Origin of the sequence: Rhodococcus sp. NPDC019647 (genome assembly GCF_044389235.1) — a bacterium.
Classification (GTDB): domain Bacteria; phylum Actinomycetota; class Actinomycetes; order Mycobacteriales; family Mycobacteriaceae; genus Rhodococcus_F; species Rhodococcus_F oxybenzonivorans.
This window is the reverse complement of record NZ_JBIRXS010000025.1, coordinates 63,708-86,970: the sequence shown is the minus strand read 5'-3', so window position 1 is coordinate 86,970 and position 23,263 is coordinate 63,708. Positions and strand designations below refer to the sequence as shown.

Sequence of the window (23,263 nt, the reverse complement as noted above, 5' to 3'; positions counted from 1 at the left end):
TCAGGTGCTCGCTGGCGATACGCACTCTCGATCTAAATGCCAGCGAGGCGGGTGATCCGTTTGGTTCCTCGTTCGGAACGCAAAGCCGTAGACAGGACATGTGAGGACTGAAAAAGGCTCAACGGCCCCATACCTCGCGGCTTCGTCCGAGATGCGGCGGGTGCTGCGCCGCGCCCGCGACGGTGCCACCTTGAACGTGGACGAGGCGACGGTCCGGCTGCAGGCCCGCGGCGACGACCTGGCCGATCTGTGTTCATTGGCGGCGAAGGTCCGGGACGCCGGGTTGCTTGGCGGCGGGCAGACCCAAGGCTGTCACGTATTCGCGCAAGGGGTTCCGGTTGCATGATGGTTTCGGTATGGGCATTTCAGTCTGCCGTCATGGTGATCCGAGAATCTATTCCGTATTGCGCGGGTGCCCCGAGGTGGTCCCGGAGGGTGGTTCCTTCGTAGTCGTCGTGGTAGAGCCCGCGTTCCTGCAACAGAGGGACGACCTCGTCGACGAAGGTGTCGATGCCGTCCTCGTTGATGTCGATGGAGACCCAGGACCCGTCGCAGGCACCCGCGTCGAACCATTCCTGCATGTGGTTCGCGCTGACGGACGCAGTACCGACGGGGGTGGGGTGGTAGTCGATGACGCCGTGGGCGAGGATGTCACGGATCGTCCACCCCTCGCGGGCGACTTCGAGGGCACGCACGGAGCGAGGGTCGAAGAGGCTGGATGGTGCCATCAATCAGAGTGGCGGGCAAGGGGGTCTCGCGTATGGCCACCCGCCACCTGCCGAACACTTCCAAACCAGGTTTGATCATAAGAACCGAGAAAAGACGTCACCGTGGGAACGAGGAAGTATCCACTGGAACTGCGCGTACGTGCGGTCCGATTGTATCGGGAATCGGATCCGAAGCCGGTACTCCGGCGGTGTGCGGTGCGGTCGCGGGATTCGGCGTGCAGCAACTCCAGCCGTCGAGCACTGATTCGGTCGGCGTCCCAATGGAATTCGGAGAGGGAGAATTCCCAGCCGCTGCACCGCCGGGTGCCACGCTCCGGTGACCGGCTCGGCCCCGGCCAGCGCGGACAACGTCTTGTCCGATCCCGCGGCGCGAGCGGCCCGGCCAGGTACTCCCGGAATCCCCGGCGCTGCGCCAGCCGGTGAACATGTCGCCGAACCGGGCCGTGTACTCCTCGAGCGGGCCGGGCGCCGCCGGGCAGGGCCGATGTCGGGTCATCACACACCCCCGGGTACCGTACGAGCACTACCCCTGGCGTGCCGCTGACCTGCGCAAAAGTCAACAAACTACCGTTAACGCGGTTGCTGGCCGTCGTCGACTTTAATGATCGTCCCCGTAACGAAGTCGGACGAGGGAGACAGCAAGTAGAGCAGGGTACTGTCCAACTGTGCCACGTGCCCCAACCGCTTCCGCGGAAGTGAGGACGCGATGTCGCCGACACGCGCAATCATACCGGCCATCATTTCGGTGTCGAACGCCCCGGGAGCGATCGCATTGACATTGATGTTGTTCTTCACCCATTCGACCGCAAGCGTTTCGGTCATCCGACTGACAGCGGCCTTTGTCGTGGAGTACAAAGCAGCCCCGGAACCGGCGTATTGGTAGGCGCCGATCGACGAGATGTTCACGATCCGGCCTGGCTTCTCTGCAGCAATAAGACGCTTGGCGACCTCCGTCGAAAGCACGAACGGAGCTCGGACGTTGACGTCGATGACCGAGTTGATCAAGTCGAGTGACATACGGTGTGCGCGTTGAGCATCCGGGATTCCTGCGCTGTTCACAAGCATCGTCACGGTACCCAACGCAGACTCCGCCTGCTCGACCGCCGACACGAGGTTCTGGGTATCCGCGACATCGACAACAATCGAAACGCATGTGCCACCCGCAGCCTCGATCTCCTTTTGGAGCTCCTTCAGTCGTTCCTCACGCCGTCCGGCGATCGCGACCGCAGCCCCCGCATTCGCGATTACGCGTGCGAAGCGCTTGCCGAGGCCCGACGTCGCACCGGTCACCAAAGCAACATTGCCGGACAAATCCGTCGAAAAATTCGGGAGCCCATATTCAGACATGCCTTGTTCCTTTTCCATCTATAGTTTCGGTCGCCGGATTTGACCGACGACAGCCGGCAATCAGACACCTTCGGTATCCGTACACCCTGACCGTCAGGCTGTTTGCGGTGCCAGGATTACTTGGGGCAATCAACTCACGGCAGGATCTTGCTGCGCGTTCCACGCCCGGACGCATATTTTCTGGCTCCTGCTACGCTCCCGGGCCGATCCCGGCGAACGCACATTGATTGTGAATCGATCGTCTCCTCGGCACCACCCTGCGGTCGGCAGGAGGCGTCGAGAATGGAGGCGAGGTTTTCTCGCAGCTCACGCTTCTGCCCTTCCGGCAATTCCAGCGTGGGATAACCATCGAGAGCTTCGAAGACCCGGTGTGCGAATTGCCCTGGCGTGAGACCGAATTCCACGAAGATATCTTCAGGTGGTGGTCCCCCGTATGGCAGCCAACGGCTGGAGTACTCGATCATCGAGCTTTCGAAGGGCGCAAGAGTGCTAGACCAGCGGTGTCTTCTCATTACATGAACTGTGTGTTTGGACATCAATCATCGATTCGGTGGAGCGAGTTCAAGCGTTCGCCTGAACTTCGCTGGAGAACGCGTCGCGAGCACTATCGTGGGTCGTTCAAAAGCGGTCAGAGCACGTCCTGGTGGGCGAACAGCACAGAGCTGACCACCGGCGCCACCGGCCCACCGATGAACAAAGACGTCTTGGCGTTCGCAACGGGGTTTGTCGATGTTCCACGTATCTGCCGCACCGCCTCGACTGCGAGTCCCATGCCGTTGACGAAGGAGTCGGCGATGTTCCCGCCGCTCGTGTTCACCGGCAGCTTCCCCGTCCCGGCAGTCAGGTTCTCGACAGTGAGGACCTCACCTGCCGCGGGGCCGGGGGGAACCAGTCCGTGATCGATGAGCGCCGCCACTGCGGGGCCGCTGAAGTTCTCGTACACCTGGACCACGTCGACGTCGTTCGGGCCGAGTCCGGCAGCCGTCCACAGACGGTCGGCAACTCCGGGGCGCCCGGCGGAACCGGAGAATCCGGCGGTCGAGTACTGCTCGTCGTTGTCGATTATCGACGTGTATCCGCCGGGTGCGCCCTGGGCTCCGGCCAGCACGTATGCGGCATCGGGGCGGATGGTCTTTGCTCGCTCGGCCGAGACGAGTACCAAAGCGACCGCGCCGTCGCTCTCCCGGGAGCAATCGTAGAGATGGAACGGTTCGGTGATGAACCGTGAGGACTCGTAGGTCTGCTCATCGAGTGGCTTACCGTACCCCTGCGCGGTCGGGTTGTTCTGGGCGTGCCGATAGGCTGCGAGGACCAGTGAGCGCAGAGCCTCCCGGGGGACGCCGTCGTGCTCGAGCAGTCGTTGTGTGCGCAGGGCGCAGACTTGCGCCGGGGATCCGACACCGTGTGCCAGGAAGTGGGAACCGAAGAAGTATTTGGCGTAGCCGAGGCGCCCGGTGTCGGACTGGGCCATTGCCCGGTAGACGACAACGCACTCGGCTTGGCCTGTGGCGATGGCTACAGCGGCGTTATTGACGGCAGCAGCGACCGGACCTCCACCGCCGCCCCACATCATGTTCGACCACCGCACCTCGTCGATCATGAGGGCACCACCGATCATGGCGCCGTCGTATCCACCGCCTGCGTAGGAGACGAACCCGTCGAGCTCTCGGGGCGAGATCCCGGCATCGGCGCAGGCCGAGACGATCGCCTCCAGGGTCATGCGCATTTCCCCGGCCGGCGCGCCACCGCGCCGGTAGTGATGTTCCGAGACGCCGACGACCGCGGCGGCCCCACGCATTGCGATTGTGCTCATGCCAATGATCCTTCCGTCGAACGACGCCACCGCAGCAGCGGCCAGGTGGCACCCTCGTCGTGCTCGACATGCCCGACGACTGGATCGCCGATGCGAATTTGATCAGTCTCGTCCCCGGTGAGAATGCCCAGGACTCGCCGGTTCCCGGCGTGCGGAAGCTCGACGAGCACGGTGACGTACGGGAGTCGGTCGGCGAATTCGGTGACGAACGGGTACCAACTACGGGCCCAACTGTAGACCGTGCCAACTGGTTCGACGCTCTCCCATCCAGGGTCGAAGGTATGGCATGAGCCGCAGATCCATTGCGGACCCCAGATCCACGCAGCGCAGCTCTTACAGCGTTGTAACCGTAGTTCCCCCTCGGTCAGTCCTTCCCAGTAAGGCAGATCAAGTCCGTCCGCCGCCGGGCCCCACGGCTCAGCCGTCATGTCGTCTGCCCTCCCTCGACCAGAAAATTCTTCACTGTTACAGCCGTCCGTTTATGTGCCCGCGTTTCCCGGATCGGCCGAATGTCGTCGATAGTCATGAGATTCCCTTCTTCGAGTGCAGTGTCGTCGTGTCGCTCTGCACTCGATGCCTTACGTCCTGGAGCTTTTACCTGCTCGATAACCACGAGCACGGATTCGTGGATCGAAGCTCATGCCTGTATCGCCTCGAAGATACGGGCACGCGTATCCGCCCGAGGCATACTGGTGAGTATGAGAGTCGTCAAACATGTTTGTTTCCAACGATGTTCAATATCTTCGGCGATCTTGTCGGCGGGCCCGATCAATGCCACGTCTTCCACCATCTCGGTCGGCACCGCTTGGGCCGCGAGATCTGGTCGACCACTCAGGTACAGTTTCTGAACTTCCTCGCATACGTCCGCCCAGCCCATCCGAACAAATACATCGGTATGGAAGTTCGCATCTTTGGCTCCCATCCCGCCGGCGTAGAGGGCAACCAGCGGTTTGATCCTGGCTGCCGCCTTGTCTACGTCGTCGTCTTCGGCCAGTGGACACATGCACGCCGCCTCGAACGTCGACGCATCGTGCCGAGCGTTCTCTCGCGAGAAGCCCTCGGTGAGCGCCGCTCGGTAGAAATCGTCGGTTTTCGGTGAGAACCAGAGCGGGATCCAACCATCCGCGATTTCGGCCGCCAGAGCCACGTTCTTCGGCCCCTCCGCGCCCATGTAGATCGGGATGTCTCGACGCAGCGGGTGCACAATCGACTTCAACGGTTTCCCGAGTCCCGTACCCCCCTCGAAGGGAAGCTGATAATGCCGTCCCTTGAAGGTGACCGGTTCTTCTCGCGCCCACACGGCCCGCATGATCTCGACGTACTCCCGCGTGCGCTCGAGGGGACGAGGATACGGTTGCCCGTACCACCCCTCGACCACCTGAGGCCCCGACGCGCCGATCCCGACAATCATACGACCGCCACTGAGGTGATCGATCGTCTGCGCGGCCATCGCAAGCGCCGTCGGAGTACGTGCCGCCATCTGACAGACAGACGTCCCGAGTTGGACGGTGGAAGTCTGCGAACCCCACCAGGCAAGCGGGGTCAGCGCGTCGGATCCGTACGCCTCGGCAGTCCAGAAACTGTCGACTCCGCACGATTCGATCTCAGCGATTAGGCGTTCGGCCCCTGCGGGAGGCCCCGCCCCCCAGTATCCGGCAGCGATTCCGATCTTCATGCTTCTGTTCTTGCCTTTCGCTCACTCAACGCGTCACAATGTTCTGGCGCACAACAACGTGAATCCCACCTTCATGGTTCACCGATACGTAACCCACCGAACACTTACCGTCTCAGCGCGCACCGGCGTCCTCCATGGCCGCGCCCAGCTCGGCCGCACCGTGCACCCGCTCCGAGCCGATGTGTTGGCCTACTTCGACTACCGGGCCCACAACGGAGTCACCGAGGTGATCAGCGGCCGACTCGAAGCGCTGCGTCGACACGCCCTCGGCTTCCGCAACCCACTTCATGACCGGATCAGGTCACTGCTGCACTACAGCAACCACACCCGCGCGATCGATGCGTTTCAGATCGGGAAGCGACTTCGATCCGAAGACGCTTCAGATCGGCACACTGGACTCAAGAACATTCGTTGCCAGCTCATGCCGACTCTCGAACATGAAGGCCACACCTATTCGTAAAGCGATTCGATCGCGTCGGCATACTTGGTCGTAATCGCTCGGCGCCTCAATTTCCCGGTGGGCGTGACCTCGGCGCTGTCGAACTCCCATACCTCTGGCAGCAAAATGAATTTCTTGATCTGTTCGTTGCTGTTCAGCCTGGCGTTTCCTCGGTCGACAGCGCGCTGAATCTCCTGCCGGAGCAGATCAGATCTGAGGATGTCTTCTGTCTCCAGCGACGACAGCTCGGGGTTTTCCGACACGAACTGTGCAAGCGACTGCCGGTCCACCGTCACAAGTGCGGTCACGTACCGCCGTGCTTCACCGACCACGACCAGCTGCGCGATCAGCGAACTTTCGCCAACTATCGCGGACTCGATCACCGCCGGTGACATATTCTTGCCGTGCGAGTTGATGATGATGTCCTTCTTGCGGTCGACAATCGTGAGGAACCCGTCCGTATCCAAGACCCCGATGTCACCGGTACGGATCCAGCCGTCGTCATCCAGAACTTCGCGAGTCCTGTCGGGGTCCTTGAGATATCCGGACATATTGAGGTCACCGCGAATCAGAATCTCCCCGTCGTCCTCGAGACTGAGTTCGACACCGGGTAGTGGCTTGCCCGCAGTCCCTGTCTTGAAATCGTGAACACGGTTGTAGACGCAGATCGAAACCTCCGTCGCACCATACGCTTCGAGCAACGGTATGCCGACCGCGCGAAAGAAATGCAGCATCTCGGGAGCAACCGATGCGCCGCCGATGATGACGACCTTCAACTCGTCAAGTCCAAGGCGATGAAGGATCGGCTTGAAGAGATCGGCATCGGCAGCCGAAGAAGCATTCGATTGCGAGCCATCGATTTCTGCGCTTGTCACGCCGGATTCTCCCGACTTCGAGAACGCGATACCCGATTTCAGGGCATTGTTCAAGCGTTCGCGGGTACCCACGGGTTCGGCGGCGATCAGCTGCTCGATGGCGACCTGCAATTTTTCGAACCAGCGCGGGGTCGACGTGAACATGTCGGGATGCGCATCGATCAGCGCCTTCGGAAGATCGGCATTCTCTGGGCAGACGGTCATCGTTGCGCCATTGACCACCGCGTAATGTAGGCCATTGATACGTCCGGCTGCGGACGCCAGAGGAAGGTACGAGATGATTGCCTTCTCAGGAATCGGAATGGCCTGGTGAGTGGCACGAAGTCCTGACATGATCATCCGATGCGACCACTGCGCTGCCTTCGGCGGTCCGGTGGTTCCAGAAGTGAAGATGACGCACGCAACATCCTCGGGATCAATGCTTCTCCAGACCGCATCAACGTCGAACGCGGGGTCTCCGGACATTTTCACGTCGTGGAGGGTTAGTTCATCGTGGCCTCCGTCGACGACCACTATGTGCTCGACCAGGGAACCGTCGGATTTCGCGGCCTGCCGAACCTTGTCCAGAAACCGACGTTCGGTGACGATTACTTTTGCTTCGGCATGCGCAACCTGATAAGCGATCTGTTCAATCGACGAGCTGTTGAATATTCCGAAGGGTGCAGCACCGAGAACACATACTGCACAATCGACTACGTGATTCTCGATTGTATTTCGAAGCATCATGGCGACACGATCACCTTTGCTGACGCCGAGAGCGGCCAGGCCGGCAGCCACCGACCGCACCTCCTGATCGAGGTGACTCCAGGTGAGCTCGACTTCCCCGCCGATGGTACGGAGGGCAATCTTCGAGGGATACTTCGCGACGGTGCGCTGGAATGCGGCGGCCAGCGTCAGGGCTTCGAGGGGCTCCCCAACGGCGGTACATTCCTTTTCGCGGTCAGACACAGCAGACATGGTATCGACACTCTCTTAATTCATTGACAGGGTTATCAGCAGAACCTGTTCACTCGGACTTCAGGCTGTCGTTCGTCGCCATAACTGACGCAATTTCCTGGTCCAACCGAAGGTGAATATGTTGGCACGATTTTTCATTTTTTCCGTAAAGGAATTCGCCGGCTGGTGCAGCGGCAGCGTTGCGCTGGATAGAGGCCTCCATCGGCCAGTCGTCGTCCTGGGCAGCTGCTCGCAGGATATCCCAACTGTGATTGATTCGACTACGAATTCGATCGTCGAGAGTATCCGGATCCGCCAGAAAGCGGATGTGCGTGGTGGATGACGACGCGGAATCTGTTGCAGGCCACACTGTCCAGAGTTCGATGTGGTCGGGTGTGCGAAACGCGAGGGTGTTCGGAAAAAGGAACAAGCCCGCTCCTGCGTTGCGGTTGAAGTCCGACACGGACCCCTCGCCGGACTTGACGGCCTTCTCGAGGCGCATTCGAGGAGCAAAGAATTCCCCGTGAAGTCCGTAGTCGCGCCACACGCTCGTATTCGTTGACGCCATCTTTCCCACAGTCAACGGATGCAGAAACTTGGGATGCAGTGCATCCACCGCACCATCAACGATCAGCTTCCAGTTGATGTCGAGCGTGAATTGCTCATCGATGAGAACCACGGAATTATCCCAATTGAACAGATCGAGCCGGGATTCGACCACCGGTCCCAGATACTGCTCGACAGATTCTGTTGGGTGACCTTCGAGGGTGACCCAGATGAGGCCGTGCCGTTCCTCTGCAATAATCCGGTCCAATCCGTGGCACTTGCGATCGATTGGCTCGAAGAACTCGCCGTACGGAATGTGCTTGAGCGTCCCGTCGCGATCGTAGGTCCATCCGTGATAGCGGCAGGTGAACGCCCTCCTCTTGCCCGATGCCTGCGACTCGACCGTGCCACCTCGGTGCTTGCAGATGTTGACGTTGGCACCGACGGTTCCGTCGCTGTGCCGCACGATGATGAGCGGGGTCCCCAAGACGTCTCGGGTGATGAAGCTTCCCGGCTCCGGAAGGTCAGAATGGTGGGCCACGACGAGCGGTTTGGTCCGGAGTACCGCGCGTTCCTGCGCTGCCCGTGAGTCGCTGATGTAGTGCGAAATCGGGACCCTCAACTCACTGTCCGCGAGATCGGTCGTGTCATTGCGGATATGCTCGACCAGTTCATCGAGTACTTCGTCATTGATAGTCATGTCTTACTCCATTTCCGTAGTGAGTGTCGAACGAAGAGCAGAAGACGCGGCCGGATTACGAGGCTCTCGCAGCGCTCTCCATGAGCCCAGCGCGTCGCGGAAGGCGTCGAGTTCAGGCCGGGCACCGTAGGTAGCGGCGGTATTATTCAGAGAGTCGTTCTTATTTCTCGATTCGAACTGAACGGCAGCCGCCAGCACATAAATCTAACATTTTATAGATATCGAACACAACGATCCTGTCCCTCGAATATTCACGAGCCGACCACAACAACTACGGCCGGTCAAGAGCCGGATGGAGTGCGGATTGCGGTGTCCTGCAAACTGATTCGGAGTACACATTCGGTGTCCGCACCCACCTTCGGCGGCAGCGACGGAGCGAACGGTTCACCCTCGACGCGTATCGGGCTCTTGACGAACTCGAGTTCCCCGACGCCTTCGTAGTCAACTCGGTAGGTATTGTCCCGTGCCGTGAAGTGGGGATCGGAGATCATGTCCGCCACGGTGTTGACAGGGCCCCCTGCGATTTCGTGCTTGAGGAATAGCGCAACCCATTCGTCGCGGGTCCGCTGCACGAAGATGTCCCGCAGTTCCCGATAGGCCCGAGCGGCGCGGGCCGGCGCCTGCGGGTCGGTGCTGTCCAGGTCGATCTCCAGCAGATCCGGGCGGCCAACGGCCACAGAGAAATTGCGCCAGAACTTGTTCACGTGAGAGCCGAACAGCATCGCCTCCCCGTCTTTGGTCCGGTATGCCTCGAGTCGCGGCCAGTCGGGCAGCCGCCCGTCCGGCAACCACGTGGGCCGCGGGATGGAGCGGTCTTTGTTCAGTTCGGCGTCCACCAGGTCGGGCATCCATGCCGCAGCGACGTCGATACCCGCGATTTCGAGTTTGCAGCCCTGTCCGGTCCGTCGGGCGCGGTGGACCGCCGCGAGCAGCCCCATCGCCCCGTACGCACCGAGGGCGTACATGGCGATGGACGGACTTGTCGACCCTGCCATTCCTTCGGTCGGCGGCTCCTCCGGAGTGTGGACCTCGCGCAATCCGGCATACGCGTCGAACACCGGCCCGCCGGTGCCGAGGTGGCTGTAGGGCCCGTCGGATCCCATACCCGAGACCGTGCAGAACACGATCGCCGGATTCGCGTTCCTCAGTCGGTCGTATCCGACGCCGAGCCAGTCCAGGTATCCGGCCCGCATACCCTCGACCACCGCGTCGCACGTCCGCGCAAGGGCGAGGAAGGTGTGCTTGCCCTCGTCGGAACGCAGGTCGAGGTCGACGCTCTTCTTTCCCCGATTCCACCGTAGGTGCATGAACGACGGTCCGTCCTCGTCTCCGATCGCTTGGCTGCCGCCGACGCGTACCGGGTCACCCAACGGCCCGGATTCGATCTTGATAACCTCCGCTCCCAGGTCGGCGAGGTGTCCGCCGACCGAAGATGGTGCCAGTTGCGCAACCTCCAGGATCCGCATGCCTTCGAGCAACGAGTATCCACTCATGCCGCGCCTTTCTTTAAAGATAAAGTGTCTGTGTGCATTTCAGGATTTTCGCCGATGTGGTGGGCTTACTGTGCGCACAGTGCCGCAGTACAGGTCATTGCGCGTGACATTGCGACTGTGCTGTCGAGGGCGCCCCGCCGAAGTGGAGTCGGACCCATCCGACACAGAAGAATTGTGAGGCAATTGATGGACGCGATTGGAGGACGCGGCGTCGTCGTCCAGAACGTTTCGATTCGGTGCGGGGCGGCCTCGTCGCTTGCGGCGCCCCGTTTCGAATCCCGAATGCCCTTCCATGAGTGCGATGTTGGGTCGTATACCGCGCTGGTCACAGGCGACGTGCTTGGTCGAGATGTCGGGCAGTCCCACCGCGTCGGCTGGGGTGAGGTCGTCGCGGTTGCGCCCGAACCATTCGCATGAATCCCTGGAGGGGCGTACGCGGCAGGCATGGGGTTGGACATCGTCGGAGTCGACGGAGGTGCACGACGAGCAGAGCGAGGTGAGCACTTGCTTTGTCCAGATCGAGCGCGACACTTTCTTTCCCATCCCGACGAAGACGTCGACGACCGCATGGTCCATGCCACGTTCACCGCCGGTGATCGCAAATACCGGCGACTCCGAATCCAACATCTGCGCCCCCTCCTTCATGGACGTGCCTTCGTCACTGGTGCCGATAGGCGCCTGCCGCGGGCGTCGAGGCGATAATTCAACTTAGTTGAGTGTGAGGTGGACCATACCAGCCCTGCGACGTCTGTCAAGTCGTCATCCCTGGAGGGCGGGGGTTTGCCAAACCTGGTGTTTTGCCCGATGTCGTGTCCATGCGGGCTGCACCAGGTGAGGGCCGCGGTGGACGGAACACCCGCAGCGCAGCGGAGGACGAAGTTGCGTGACGGCGGTCCGGGCGGTCCGGGCAGGCTTGTCCGGGCCCGACATCGGGTCGGGGGATGCGATTGGGTGATTGAAGGTTGCAGTGTGATGAGTTTGGGCAAGGTAAAGCCGAACTTCCCGACTGCCGGTCGTTCCGTCGCCCGGCACATGGACGGACGTGGACCGCTGCGGTGGCAACACGCGAGGCCGAGGACCGCTGCTCGAGTTCGCCGCAGACCTGAAGGGCTGCCGTGGCCGGGGTCAGAGTGCCGATGTGCAGGTTCCCGCCGGCACGATCGAGGCCGTGGCCCGGGGGTCGCGGCGTAGACCGGCCGCCCGTGCTCGATGCCGCCGCGTTGGCATCGACTACCGTGTGGCGTATGAGACGGCTACGGAATCGAGCGGCAGAATGAGCCGGCGCCCCAAGGTTGAGACTGGGCTCACCCGCGCCAGCATTACGCAGGCTGCGATCGAAATCGCGCAGCGCGAAGGGTTGTCGGCATTGACAATGCGTCGACTTGCCGTCCAGATGGGAGTCGACAGCGCGGCGTTCTACTACCATTTCAAGGACAAGGGCGAATTGCTCCGCGCAGTCGGTCGTATGTCCTTCGCGATGCTCGACATACCGCAGGAGTCGGACTATCCGGAATGGCGGGAGTGGTTTATCGCCGTCGGCAACCGGTATCGAGACCTTCTCGTACAGAACGCCTATCTGCGTACTCTCCTCCAGGAGAACTACGTCGCATGGACAAGCTTGCCCTTGTATGCGGTGCATCGCAAACAACTTCTGTCGGAGCGAATCCCGGAGGATAAGCACCATTTCATCCTCGAGTCGACCAACGCGTTCGTGATCGGATCGGCCGCCGTCACCGCGCACTACTACGATGCCGGCTCGGTCATCACACCCGGGGACGACGAGGATGTCGCTGCCATGATCCAACAGCGCCGAGACGAGTTCAATCTCGCGTTTCGCGTACTCCTCAACGGCTTGATCACCGAGCTGCGAACGGGATCAGCCCGTCGATGACGTTCTACCAAGACGAGGCCTCTAGTTGATCCGACGCGCGGAAAGGTGAGACGTAGGGCCCTTGCGGCAGGTTCGGCTTCGATTCGAAGCCACCCAAACCTGTGGAGGACCCCACGCCATCACCTCCTCAACCTTCAGCGACGTGCCCCCGAAAGCTTTGCGGAGAAGGCCGCGCTGCTGGAGGCTCACCGGCTCTTCCGGAAATGGAGTGCAGCAGGAGCTGTGAAGGTCCGAGGTTGACGCTGGTGTCGTTGACGTGAGACGGGCCTCAGGTGGCAGATGATGAAGGTTCCTACACCGAATCGTCATCCACACCCGGGAGCCCGATGTCCGAACCTACTTGCCTGCCCGCCCCGATCGTCGCCGACACGATCATGCGCACCATCGAACTTGGTGTCACGATCACCGATGCCGCCGTCGAGGACGAGGTCACCGTCGTGTTCTGCGACCTACTGGTCGACGGACCCGGCCGGTGCCTGCGGTGCGGAAACCTCGGCCGGTACCCGGACACGATCGTGCGGACGGTGACCGATCTGCCGGTGGCCGTCCATCCCCTGCAGTTGCGGTGAGCATTCCCCCGCTGTCGATGCGAGAACATCCCGTGTGCGGGGGAGGCGTTCCGACGCAACGTCGATCGATTTACCCGCCCGGGTTCGTCGACCACCCGCAGGTGTGCCCGACATGTGGTGCGACGGTTGATGTTCGACGCATCTCCGTCGAGGCGATCGCCCGCGAGCTCGGCCCGTCCTGGGGCATGGTCAGCGCGATGGCGGTCGACGCCACCACCGGGCTGCTCGCCACCGATCCCACCCGACTCGACTCGGTGCGGGGATCGGAGCATGCGTGGGCGGAGTTCCAGGGCGCGTCGACGAGCACCGTTGGGTCCACACCCGCCGGGCGGCCGGTAACGGGTATGTGGCCGTGATCGTGGACCTGACGCCGGTGTGTTCAACGGTGTCGGGCGGGCCCTGCTCGATCTGGTGTGGGGACGCTCGTCGACGGTGCTCACCACGTTGCTGGGAGAGCGTGATGTCGACTTCCGCGGCCGCATCGAGGTGGTCGCGATGGACGGGTTCGACGGCTACAAGACCGCTGCGACCAACACAGTTCCGGATGTGGTGACGGTGATGGATCCGTTTCATGTCGTCGCGCTCGCTGGGATGAAGCTGGATCTGTGCCGCCAGCGCGTCCAGCACCACACCTGCGGCACCGTGCCGTTCGGGTGATCCGCTCTACGGAATCCGTCGGGTGGCTCGTACCCGCGAGGAGTTGCTCAGCGACCGGCAACGCCGGCGGCTCGAGACGGTGTTCGTCGACGAACGGCACGTCGCGGTCGAGGTCACCTGACGGATACCAGGACATCATCGACGCAGACGCAGACGCAGACGCAGACGCAGACGCAGACGCAGACGCAGACGCAGACCGTCGCCGTGGCAAGACCAGGCTGACTCGGGTGATCGACACGATCCGCACCGGCGTCCCGGACGGTCTCGACGAACTCGCCCATCTCGGCCGCACCCTGCACCGGAGACGGGCGGACGTGCTGGTCTACTTCGACTACCGGGCCTCGAACGGACCAACCGAGGCGATCAACGGTCGGCGCGAAGCGCTGGGCCGTCATGCTCTCGGGTTCCGCAACCTACCGCACTACCGGATTCGGTCATTGCTGCACTGCGGCAACCTCACCCACGCAATCAATGCACTGTACAACCGGAAGAGCCGGCACACGGCCGCACCGACGGTCCGTACCCAGCTCGTCCTGCGGTGGTGCAACAATGCACCGTTCGACAGTTCGCCGGCAGGCCGAGCTGTCGAACGGTGCTGTCCGTGGTCCCGCGCCGTGAGGCGGCGGTGCGGCATCAGCCCTTGAGGGTTGGGCTTGCTGCGGATGCGGTGACCGGGGGCACGCTGTCCTCTGCTGCTGATGAGGAACGCCGGGCGATCACCACGAGCAGGATCGCCGCGGCCAGCGCGGGAACCGCCATCGACGAGAAGATCGTCGCCGCGCCGAGACTCAGGGCCAGGGCAATCGCGCCGACCGCCGGTCCGGTGATCGACCCGAGCCGCCCGATGCCTAGTGCCCAGCCGATCCCCGCACCCCTGATAGCAGTGGGGTAGCTCCCGGCCGCGATGACGTTCATGATCGCTGCACTGCCCAGCACGCCGAAACCTGTAATGAAGACCACCGTGAGCGTGAGCATCTGATTCGTCCCCATCAGGGCCGCGGTGAGCAGGATGAATGCTGCCGCAAAGGTGAAGCTACCGACACCCACCCAGGACGGGCTTCCGATTCGATCCCCGATGCGGCCGAAAACAATTCCGCCCACCACACCACCGAGAGAGAACAACGCGGTCGCAGTGGATGCCGTGGTCGCGGACATTCCGGCGTCCTCGAACAAGGTGGGCATCCATCCCATCAGGAAATACAAGACCAGCAAGGTGAGGAAGTACGCTGCCCAGAGCGCCGCGGTGGTGACCGCACGCCCACCGCCGAACAGTCGACTCATCGAGGCCTTCTCCGGCACCTCGGACGTGTGGTATACGAATTCGGTATCCGGTCCGAAGGACGTCGATACACCATCGATGGAACGGACATAGTCCGCGACCTTGCGACTCTCACCGTGGGTGGCCAGGAAGGCAATCGACTCCGGCAGCCACCGATAGGCCGCGATCGCGGCCAGCAGCGGGACGACGCCGCCGACGACGAAGAGCGACTTCCATCCGAATGTCGGGACGAGCGATGCCGCCACGATGCCGCCCAAGAAGGCGCCCATCGCCATTGAACTGGTCAAGACGGTAACGACCGTTCCGCGAATCCTTTTCGGCGAGACTTCCGACGAGAGGGCGAGCAGGTTCGGCGTGACGCCGCCGAGTGCGAGACCCGCAAGGGCCCGGAGTCCGATGAGCACCGGCATCGATGATGCGAAAGCGGTGAGCAGCGTGAGGATCGAGAATATCACCGTGCCGGCAATAACCAACCGTCGACGTCCCAGGCGATCGGAAATCGACCCGAAGATGATGCTGCCCAATACCATCGCGGCCGCGCTGACCGACATGACGATACCGAACTCCGCCGGGCCTATCTCCCAATCCTTTGCGATCGCCGGTACTGCGTAGCCGAGCAGCAGCGCGTCGAAGCCGTCGAGGACGGCCAGCACGACACACAGGGTGATTGTTCGTTTCTGAATCGCTGACACTGGCGAGCTGTCGATGATCTCCGCGATCGAAATAGGTCGGGGCATGCGTATGTTCCGTTCTGCTGATCCGAAAATTCATCACTGATGAGTGAATCGTCACAGGTAGCATAGGATTGTGATGTGCATCGCGCAAGAGGCAATTTCATCGTCGTTGAGTACGTCAGGTGGGCGCGCAAGCTTTTCGACGGGGGCACGACCTCGGCTCGACCGCTTGGCCATCTCGCGGGGCTAGTCGATCCTGCGGAATGCAATCCGCAAATATCCAACTGACCCTGGGTGAATCACATCGGTTACGGGCGTGTGGTGATCGCTGGTCTGCCCAGCTTTTCCGCCGGTGGGACTCCGGTCGTGCCGTCTCGGCGGGTCGGTCGATGTTCAGGTGGTCAAGGTTGGCCTTTGGCCGATGATGTTGGCCCACGGTTGAAGCCACTTGTCCTACCAAAGCCGGTGGGTGGGTAGCCGCAAGCGCGATTTTCGTTGCGGTCGACACAAGCGGGCCGGAAGACTGACGATCGTGCGTCGTAGCGTTGCCCCACGGGCACATGCATGCCCCACCGCCTGCAAGAACACCGATGGAGCGCAGAAGATTTGTGGGCGAGCACCGCGCAGAGCACCCACGCGGAGTTCGCCCCGAACCGCCCCGACGGCATGTGTGCGAGGGGTCCGTCGATGAGGTCGGCGAAGACGGTTTCGATGATCACGTGCCGGCGATGGGTGGCATCGGCATCGGCGGCCGGGGCGGTGGTGTTGGTCAAGAACGGGTGTATCGCCAAACTGGGAACAAATGCGTCGGGGAAGCGGGCCTTACCGACGCGGCGCACGATCAACCTCGCAGTGACCGCAGTCTTGCTGGAATCGAAAGCAGTGTAGGTAGTTTCGGTGACCTAGGATCTTCAGATCCGTGCTCCGGTGTCGGGGTCACGCACGGCACCGGGATAGTGCACCGGTGTCCACGCGTCGTCGGCTATCGAGCCGATCGCGCGTGGGACCGCGGTGTTCTTGGCCAGGACGAGCGAGAAGCGCACGTTTGATTGGTGGATCGAGGTTTACGTCCCCACCCCCCCGCGTGTCCGCATCGGGTACCGGAACCGGGTTGTGGGCGTCGTCGGCGCAGCCCGTCGGCGTAGGTCTGCCCGAATTTGGCGCACCATCGGCGGATCGTCTCGTCGCTGACCATGACATCGCGTTCGAGGATGTGTTCCTCCACCTCCCGGAAGCTGAGCGAGAACCGAAAGTGTGACCCCCACAGAGTAGTTGATGATCTCGTCCGGAGATCGGTTGCACTTGTGCAGCGGCATAGCGGTGTTCACCCTACCGACTCTCCCAGTTGTCACGAGGTGAACAACGTGACAGTGCCTTGTCGAGAAACTCGCGGGTCTACCTGGTGTTTTCAGCGATGATGAGAGCTCCGATTGCACGATCCACCTAACATCCCTACACTTCCTGTGATACTTCACTCATCAACGATGAATCACGCGATGACCTCGCACATCACTCACAGCATTTGCCCTAAAGGGGGCCTAGGTACATCAGTTTGGTGTACGAGCCGCAGCTGAATGATGTTGCGGAGGTGTCGTGACCGGACGACAGGACGAAATGTCATGAGAGTACATCCCCTGCTCGCTGCCTTGATTGCTGCGGCACTAGCTCTTTCAGCTTGCAGCAGCAGCACGGACGGCGATTCGCCCGGGGCAGACACACCATCAACCGCTACTGCACCGGACTCTGCCGACTTGAGCGCAACCGCTCGAATCGACCCCTTGCCCATATCGGAGTGGTCGCCCGAGTTGACGGATTTGGTCCTCAATCTGCGGTCGACGGTCATCGGCGACGCCGAGGAAGCGGACGGTGGTCAGCCAGCCCACGAGAGCGGCGGGAACTCCGCGGGCGACAATGTTATCGGCACGTTGGCCAATCATCCCTCGTTGGCGATGGCATTCTTGCCTTTCAATAAGTACTTGCTTACCGAGAACACCTTGTCCACCAGACAGCGTGAACTGCTCATCCTTCGGGTCGCGCATCTGCAGCAGAGTGACTACGAATGGGCAAAGCATGCCCACATTGCCACGAGCGTCGGCTTCACACCCGAGGACCTCGAACGGGTAATGGAAGGCCCCCGCGCCGGAGAATGGTCGGAGTCCGAGCGCGTCCTACTGACTGCGGCCGACGAACTGCTCCAGGACGGCGCCATCTCCGCAGAGACATGGATCGAGTCGAAGGCTCACTTCGACGAGAGGCAAGTGACAGACCTCGTATTCACGGTGGGTAGCTACTCCATGTTGTCGATGGCGCTGCGTTCCTTCGCGGTACAGACGGAAGAGGAGTTGCGCGCGTATCTGCCCGATCACCCGTGACCGCCGCGACATAGACCAGATGTACTGCCCAGGCAGGTTGGTTGAAGGATCGCGACGACACGCGGTAACCGGTCATGGAACAGTGACGTGGCCTCGAAGCTGAGGAGGACCAGACTCGTCCTGCTCTCGACCCCGGAGTGGCGACGCTCCGAAAAAGATCGGGTGGTCCGTTCACGCGGGCTGATACGGGCGCGGGACAGGGTCGACCATGGCGGCGGTCCCGCCGGTGGACAGGCCTCGACCTCCGGGCGCAGGACGCCGCTCAGCTCGTCGGTGAGACTGTCGAGCTGCTTCGCGACGTCGCGGACCTGACGGCGCCGCCGGTCGAGACCATCGAGCCGGCCGGTGACCTCGACGCTGCCGATCCGCACGAGCGCGGGGGATCATCGCCGCAGGGTCGGGCCGAGGACGACCTCAAGAAACGAGTACGGGTGAATTGCTGTTCACCCGTAGTGCACCATGAGAAAGAATGCTCCACGCGAGAAATGTTGGTGAGGAACTTCCATGGATCCCGTAGTCACCCAGTGCACCTTCCGCGGTGCCGGTCTCACCCTCGCCGCCGACCGGTGGGATCCACCGACTCTCGGTGCCGGCGGGTCAGGTGTCGACCGAAAGGGTGTGGTGCTGTTGCTGCACGGCGGCGGGCAGACTCGGCATTCCTGGCGCAACACCGGACGCACTCTCGCGGCGGACGGCTGGTCCGCCATCGCTGTGGATGCGCGTGGACATGGGGACAGTGGGCGACCGACGGGGACTACGGCATGGATGCGTTGGTCGCCGACCTGACGGCGATCATCGGTGAGCTGGGGAAGAAGCCGGTTCTCGTCGGTGCGTCGATGGGTGGAATGACATCGTTGATCGGGCAGGGGGAGAATCCTGAGCTCGCACGCGGTCTGGTCCTGGTCGATATCGCTCCGAAGGTCGAAACCGGCGGCACCGCGCAGATTATGTCGTTCATGCGCAGTGGCCTCGACGGGTTCGACAGCCTCGATGATGCTGCGGCCGCGATCGCGGCGTACACCCCGAATCGTGTTCGCAAGCCCAATCCGGCCGGTTTGCACAAGAACCTTCGCCTGCGTGACGGCCGGTGGTACTGGCACTGGGATCCGGCGTTCCTGCGCCACGGCGACGAACCCACCCGCCAGGCCGATTCGATCGTGCGATACGAACGCGCTCGGGACGCCGCAACTGCGATCACCGTTCCCACGATGCTCGTTCGCGGCAAGCAGTCCGATGTGGTCAGCGAGGAAGGCGCGAAGGAACTACTCGAGCTGATCCCGACCGCCACCCTGATCGACGTCGCCGGGGCCGGTCATATGGTCGCCGGCGACGACAACGATGTCTTCAGCAGCGGATTGAAGGGCTTTCTCGACGACGTCGTGGTCGCCTCCCGGCACTGATGCCACTGTGATCTCGCCCGTGACCGACCAGGGGTTCTCTCGGCTCTGCCGGGGACGTCATCGCCATCTGCTGGCCGACGTCTACCTCCGTGTGAACGCGGCAGCAGCGGCCGCTCGGGCCACATGCGCAGCGCTGTTCGTTTTTGCTCCTCGGTGCCGGCAACTTCGTGTGCGACAACGAACGCCATCCATGTGTCGAGCCGTCCGTTTGTGAAATTCGCGTCTTGACCTGCCGAGGTCCGGGAGCTAGAAGATGCTGTATCCGCCGTCAACCACTACCTCATTGCCGGTGTGGTAGATCAATTCTGGATCCGCCAGGAACGCTGCGACGCCCTCGAAGTCCTCGGGTTGCCCCCACCGCCGGATCGGCGTTCGACTGGTGGTCGCATCCATGAACTTCTGGCTCTGTCGCAAGGTTGCGTTCATCCCGGTCTCGGTCCATCCCGGTATCAGGACATTCACCCGGATCCGATCCCGCGCAAATTCGACCGCCAGACTGCGACCCAGACCGATCAATCCTGTTTTGGTCGTGGCATACGCCGCTTGCGTTGCCGCGCCGTATCGCGAGACCATCGATGAGACAACGATGATGGATCCACCCTCGCCCTGTTCGACGAGTCGCTGCGCTACCGCCCTGGTCGTGAGAAACGTTCCGTCGAGGTTGGTGCGGACAACATGCCGCCAGTCGCCGAGTGAAGTATCCAGAAATGGTGCGGCAGAGGCAATGCCTGCGTTGGCGAATACGCCATCGATACGACCCGTGCGCTCAATTGTCGCCTGGGTTGCGCGCTCGACACCATCTTCCGACGTTGTATCGCAAAGGATTGCGAATGCGTCGATCCCCTCCGTGGCGAGTTGCTCAACCGCCTCGGCGTTGCGATCCGAAGACCGCGCCCAGATAGCCACCTGCGCGCCGGCTCGCCCGACACCGCGCGCCAGCGCGAGACCGATCCCTCCGTTACCACCGGTCACGATGAAAACACGATTGTGCAAGTTCATCCGAACTCCTCTCCTTCAGTTGACCGTGGCGACCCGCCGAGCCGTCGAACTACGGTCCAATTTTCCCGGTCGACGCGCGCCGACGTAACAGCGCCATGTCCACTGCCACGACATTGTTGAATTGGTCGGTGCGTATGGATTCCCAATTCGCGTGTATGCTCCTAGGATTCGTCAGTCCGAGATCGGCGGTGGCGATCGTCCGGGCACTACGACGGACGAGGCGAAACGGATCGCCGAACTCAAGCGCGAGAACCGAGATGCGCGTCGTGCCAATGGGATTCTGGGCACGGCGCCGGCTCTTTTGACGGCAGCGGAACTCGACCGCAAACTCGAGTGAACACGCTCAGCCTCAAGAAAACCCACGGCGTGACAGGCAGGGAAGCGTCCCGCCCGACGATCGTGCTGCAGCGGGTCTGCGAGGGGGTCCGCCGACGGCGAGGGCACGACACCCGACTGCACCTACCGCAGTCGGCCCTCGCCGGACCCGGTCAGCCAGCCCGGGACGCGGGCTGCGGCTCCGGTCGTCCGGCCCCGACCGTCCTGAGGTGGTGGTCGGTGGCGCCGAACATCGCGTCGACCGCGAGTATGCGCTTGTGGAGGTGACCGATCGGCAGCTCGTCGGTCATGCCGACCCCGCCATGCGTCTGGATCGCGGACTCGCCGATCACCCGGCCCAGCCGACCGACCTGTGCCTTCAACACGGCGAGGTCGTGCGGCTCGGCCTGCTCGGCCTCGGCCAGCGCGGCTGTATAGAGCAGCGTCGACCGCGCCTTGACGTAGGCGATCTTCATATCGGCGAGCCGGTGGGCCACCGCCTGGAAGGTACCGATGGGGACGCCGAACTGCTCGCGAGTGGAGGCGTACTCGGCGGTCCGATGCAGCAGTTCGCCCATCGAACCTACCGACTCGGCGGCGAGTGCCACGATCGCCCGGTCGAGAACCTTCATAATCACGTCGTGGGCGTCGGCTGTGAGGAGCGCGTCCGATGCCAGCTCTGCGTCGTCGAATCGCAGGTGGGCTGCACGGCGTCCGTCGACGGTGACGAACGGCGTGGCCGCGATCCCGGCGGTGGGCGGGTCGACGACGAACAGCGCGAGGCCGTCGGGGTCGCCCGGCTCGCCGTGCAGGCGGGCCGAGACGACCAGTATGTCCGCGTCGGCGCCGTGCAGCACCATCTTCTTCTCGCCCGTGAGCACGTATCCGTTGGCTGTCCGCTCCGCGCGGGTGGCCACCAGCGCCGGGTCGGGCATGCCCGACCCCTCCTCGTGGGCGAATGCCCCGATCGCCTCGCCGGCGACGATCCGCTCGAGCCGGTGGGCGGTGTCGGCGTGCTCTGGGACCGCGGCGAGAGCGGTCCCGGCCAGCATGACCGAGGCGACGTACGGTTCCACGACCAGGTGGGCGCCGAACAGCTCAGCGGTCGCAACGACGTCGACGATCGAGCCGCCGAGCCCGCCGGCCTCCTCGGGGAAGGGCAGGGCGTGGAGCCCGAGTTCGCCCAGCCCGCGCCACACCTCGTGCGACCAGCCGGCCTTCGAGCGCACGACGGCTTGCCGGTCCTCGAAGGTGTAGTGACGCTGCAGGTATTGCGACACGCTGGCGCGCAGCAGGTCCTGTTCCTCGGTGAAGCTGAAGTTCATTCCGGTCTCCGTTCGGTGCCGCGGTCAGTGGCGCAGCGTGCGCGCGATGAGGTCGCGCTGCACCTCGTTGGTGCCGGCGTAGATCGTGGTTGCGCGGCTGTTCAGGTAGTAGGGCATCGCGACGAGGGCGAGATCGTCCCCGAGTGGGTCGACCGGCGCGCCGACGTGCAGGGCCTCGCGCTGGTCGGGCAGCGCGTCCAGCCCGGCCACGCGGGTCATCAGCACCGAGATTCGTTGGGTGAGTTCGGAGCTCATCACCTTGTTCAGCGACGGGAAGGCCGGGTCCTGCGCGATCTCGTGCCCGCTGAGGGCGAGTTTTTCGAAGTGCTCGTAGGACGCGATCTCGACCTCCAGCTCGCCCAGATCGCGGCGGAACACCGGATCTTCGGCGAGTGTGCCACCGAACGCTGAGGGCGTGCGGGCGGCGGCCTCGCGGGCCGCACCGAGCCGATGGCGCAACATTGGGCTCTGCGCCGAGCCGCCGCGTTCATGCGTGAGCAGCTGCTTGGCCACCGACCAGCCGTCGTTTTCCGCGCCGACCCGCCCGGACTGCGGCACTCGGACGTCGGTGAAGAACACCTCGCACTGCTCCGGCTCGCCGTCGAGCCCGATGATCGGACGTACCTCCATGCCGGGGTAGTCCATCCGGTCGAGCAGTAGGAACGTGATGCCCTGTTGCTTGCGACCCTCACTGCTGGTCCGCACGAGCATGAACATCCGGTTGGCCAGGTGTGCGTGGCTCGTCCAGATCTTGCTGCCGTTGAGGAGGTAGTCGTCGCCGTCGGGGGCGGCCGAGCAGCTCAGCGAGGCGAGATCGGAGCCTGATCCGGGCTCCGAGTAGCCCTGGGTCCAGTAGTCCTCACCGGACAGGATCCCGGGCAGGTAGCGGGCCTGCTGCTCGGGCGTGCCCAGCTCCATCAGCAGCGGTCCGACCATCTGTAGGCCGTTCGGCAACAACGGCGGTAGACCGCGCTTCTGGTACTCGTCGGCGAAGATGTACCGCTGTTCCACCGACCAGCCCGGCCCGCCGTGCTCGATCGGCCAGGCAGGCGCGGCCCAGCCGCGGGCGTGCAGAATCCGCTGCCAGGCCATGACCTGCTCGAACGCGGGAAAGAGACTGGTCGTCTTGCGGCCGGCCTCGCGGATCTCCGGGGTCGGCGCGGTGTCCAGGAACTCCGCGACCTCCTTGCGGAAATTCTCGAGGTCGGCGTCCGGTGCGATATCCATGTG

The 23,263-nt window shown here is 62.8% G+C and carries 21 protein-coding genes and 4 pseudogenes; 10 read left to right on the top strand and 15 right to left on the bottom strand.

Annotated features, from left to right (window positions below):
* Window positions 1-100: 100 nt before the first annotated feature.
* Window positions 101-335, top strand: a pseudogene (locus ACH49N_RS30205) (hypothetical protein); the annotation flags it as partial.
* A gap of 30 nt (window positions 336-365) precedes the next feature.
* On the opposite strand, the gene ACH49N_RS30200 reads toward ACH49N_RS30205, so the two are convergent.
* The 6 genes from ACH49N_RS30200 to ACH49N_RS30175 form a co-directional block, all read right to left on the bottom strand.
* Window positions 366-695: a hypothetical protein gene (locus ACH49N_RS30200; protein ID WP_358276447.1), complete on the bottom strand. Its 330-nt coding sequence runs from the start codon at window positions 693-695 to the stop codon at window positions 366-368.
* A gap of 603 nt (window positions 696-1,298) precedes the next feature.
* On the bottom strand, window positions 1,299-2,075 hold the full coding sequence (locus ACH49N_RS30195; RefSeq protein ID WP_358276415.1) for an SDR family NAD(P)-dependent oxidoreductase: 777 nt from the start codon (window positions 2,073-2,075) through the stop codon (window positions 1,299-1,301).
* Between the two features lie 134 nt (window positions 2,076-2,209).
* Complete coding sequence (locus ACH49N_RS30190; RefSeq protein ID WP_358276414.1) at window positions 2,210-2,539, bottom strand: hypothetical protein; 330 nt, start codon at window positions 2,537-2,539, stop codon at window positions 2,210-2,212.
* 164 nt (window positions 2,540-2,703) lie between these two features.
* Window positions 2,704-3,888 carry a thiolase C-terminal domain-containing protein gene (locus tag ACH49N_RS30185; RefSeq protein ID WP_358276413.1) on the bottom strand — a complete coding sequence of 395 codons (1,185 nt, stop codon included), beginning with the start codon at window positions 3,886-3,888 and terminating at the stop codon, window positions 2,704-2,706.
* Entirely contained in the window at window positions 3,885-4,316 is a 432-nt protein-coding gene (locus ACH49N_RS30180) for an OB-fold domain-containing protein (RefSeq protein ID WP_358276412.1), read from the bottom strand. Before ACH49N_RS30180 ends, ACH49N_RS30185 begins: the two co-directional genes overlap by 4 nt.
* Window positions 4,317-4,525: 209 nt before the next feature.
* Window positions 4,526-5,563: an LLM class F420-dependent oxidoreductase gene (locus ACH49N_RS30175; RefSeq protein ID WP_358276411.1), complete on the bottom strand. Its 1,038-nt coding sequence runs from the start codon at window positions 5,561-5,563 to the stop codon at window positions 4,526-4,528.
* Between the two features lie 166 nt (window positions 5,564-5,729).
* On the opposite strand from ACH49N_RS30175, the pseudogene ACH49N_RS30170 reads away from it, so the two are divergent.
* Window positions 5,730-5,876, top strand: a pseudogene (locus ACH49N_RS30170) (transposase); the annotation flags it as partial.
* Between the two features lie 137 nt (window positions 5,877-6,013).
* On the opposite strand, the gene ACH49N_RS30165 reads toward ACH49N_RS30170, so the two are convergent.
* The 3 genes from ACH49N_RS30165 to ACH49N_RS30155 all read right to left on the bottom strand — a co-directional run bounded on the left by ACH49N_RS30165 (window position 6,014) and on the right by ACH49N_RS30155 (window position 10,552).
* Window positions 6,014-7,825 (bottom strand): AMP-binding protein, encoded by a 1,812-nt coding sequence (locus tag ACH49N_RS30165; protein ID WP_358276410.1) that lies wholly within the window; start codon window positions 7,823-7,825, stop codon window positions 6,014-6,016.
* 58 nt (window positions 7,826-7,883) lie between these two features.
* Complete coding sequence (locus ACH49N_RS30160; protein WP_358276409.1) at window positions 7,884-9,059, bottom strand: aromatic ring-hydroxylating dioxygenase subunit alpha; 1,176 nt, start codon at window positions 9,057-9,059, stop codon at window positions 7,884-7,886.
* Between the two features lie 281 nt (window positions 9,060-9,340).
* Complete coding sequence (locus ACH49N_RS30155; protein WP_358276408.1) at window positions 9,341-10,552, bottom strand: CoA transferase; 1,212 nt, start codon at window positions 10,550-10,552, stop codon at window positions 9,341-9,343.
* Window positions 10,553-11,825: 1,273 nt separating this feature from the next.
* On the opposite strand from ACH49N_RS30155, the gene ACH49N_RS30150 reads away from it, so the two are divergent.
* The 5 genes from ACH49N_RS30150 to ACH49N_RS30130 all read left to right on the top strand — a co-directional run bounded on the left by ACH49N_RS30150 (window position 11,826) and on the right by ACH49N_RS30130 (window position 14,313).
* Window positions 11,826-12,443, top strand: a complete 618-nt coding sequence (locus ACH49N_RS30150; RefSeq protein WP_358276407.1) for a TetR family transcriptional regulator — start codon at window positions 11,826-11,828, stop codon at window positions 12,441-12,443.
* Between the two features lie 326 nt (window positions 12,444-12,769).
* Entirely contained in the window at window positions 12,770-13,012 is a 243-nt protein-coding gene (locus tag ACH49N_RS30145) for a hypothetical protein (protein ID WP_397504819.1), read from the top strand.
* The gene (locus ACH49N_RS30140; RefSeq protein ID WP_397504818.1) at window positions 13,009-13,368 is read left to right on the top strand and encodes a hypothetical protein; all 360 of its coding nucleotides are present in this window, start codon (window positions 13,009-13,011) and stop codon (window positions 13,366-13,368) included. Before ACH49N_RS30145 ends, ACH49N_RS30140 begins: the two co-directional genes overlap by 4 nt.
* 19 nt (window positions 13,369-13,387) lie before the next feature.
* The gene (locus tag ACH49N_RS30135; protein WP_397504817.1) at window positions 13,388-13,669 is read left to right on the top strand and encodes a transposase; all 282 of its coding nucleotides are present in this window, start codon (window positions 13,388-13,390) and stop codon (window positions 13,667-13,669) included.
* A 227-nt stretch (window positions 13,670-13,896) separates the two neighbouring features.
* On the top strand, window positions 13,897-14,313 hold the full coding sequence (locus ACH49N_RS30130) for a transposase (protein WP_397504816.1): 417 nt from the start codon (window positions 13,897-13,899) through the stop codon (window positions 14,311-14,313).
* Here ACH49N_RS30130 and ACH49N_RS30125 read toward each other — a convergent pair.
* Together ACH49N_RS30125 and ACH49N_RS30120 are read right to left on the bottom strand one after the other, a co-directional pair.
* Window positions 14,303-15,685 carry an MFS transporter gene (locus ACH49N_RS30125; protein WP_358276406.1) on the bottom strand — a complete coding sequence of 461 codons (1,383 nt, stop codon included), beginning with the start codon at window positions 15,683-15,685 and terminating at the stop codon, window positions 14,303-14,305. The two genes, ACH49N_RS30130 and ACH49N_RS30125, sit on opposite strands and share 11 nt — an antisense overlap.
* Window positions 15,686-16,075: 390 nt before the next feature.
* Window positions 16,076-16,668: pseudogene (locus ACH49N_RS30120) on the bottom strand (IS1380 family transposase); the annotation flags it as partial.
* A gap of 705 nt (window positions 16,669-17,373) precedes the next feature.
* Between ACH49N_RS30120 and ACH49N_RS30115 the strand changes: the two are divergent.
* Complete coding sequence (locus ACH49N_RS30115; RefSeq protein WP_358276405.1) at window positions 17,374-17,994, top strand: carboxymuconolactone decarboxylase family protein; 621 nt, start codon at window positions 17,374-17,376, stop codon at window positions 17,992-17,994.
* On the opposite strand, the gene ACH49N_RS30110 is transcribed toward ACH49N_RS30115, so the two are convergent.
* Entirely contained in the window at window positions 17,985-18,365 is a 381-nt protein-coding gene (locus tag ACH49N_RS30110; RefSeq protein WP_358276404.1) for a hypothetical protein, read from the bottom strand. The two genes, ACH49N_RS30115 and ACH49N_RS30110, sit on opposite strands and share 10 nt — an antisense overlap.
* 114 nt (window positions 18,366-18,479) lie before the next feature.
* Here ACH49N_RS30110 and ACH49N_RS30105 point away from each other — a divergent pair.
* A pseudogene (locus ACH49N_RS30105) lies at window positions 18,480-19,394 on the top strand (alpha/beta fold hydrolase); the annotation flags it as partial.
* A gap of 246 nt (window positions 19,395-19,640) precedes the next feature.
* Here ACH49N_RS30105 and ACH49N_RS30100 read toward each other — a convergent pair.
* Window positions 19,641-20,393 (bottom strand): SDR family NAD(P)-dependent oxidoreductase, encoded by a 753-nt coding sequence (locus ACH49N_RS30100; protein WP_358276403.1) that lies wholly within the window; start codon window positions 20,391-20,393, stop codon window positions 19,641-19,643.
* 151 nt (window positions 20,394-20,544) lie between these two features.
* Between ACH49N_RS30100 and ACH49N_RS30095 the strand changes: the two genes are divergently transcribed.
* Entirely contained in the window at window positions 20,545-20,730 is a 186-nt protein-coding gene (locus ACH49N_RS30095; RefSeq protein WP_358276402.1) for a hypothetical protein, read from the top strand.
* Between the two features lie 151 nt (window positions 20,731-20,881).
* Here ACH49N_RS30095 and ACH49N_RS30090 read toward each other — a convergent pair whose 3' ends face one another.
* Entirely contained in the window at window positions 20,882-22,033 is a 1,152-nt protein-coding gene (locus ACH49N_RS30090; protein WP_358276401.1) for an acyl-CoA dehydrogenase family protein, read from the bottom strand.
* 24 nt (window positions 22,034-22,057) lie between these two features.
* Window positions 22,058-23,260, bottom strand: coding sequence for an acyl-CoA dehydrogenase family protein (locus tag ACH49N_RS30085; protein WP_358276400.1), 1,203 nt, complete (start codon window positions 23,258-23,260; stop codon window positions 22,058-22,060).
* Window positions 23,261-23,263 lie beyond the last annotated feature (3 nt).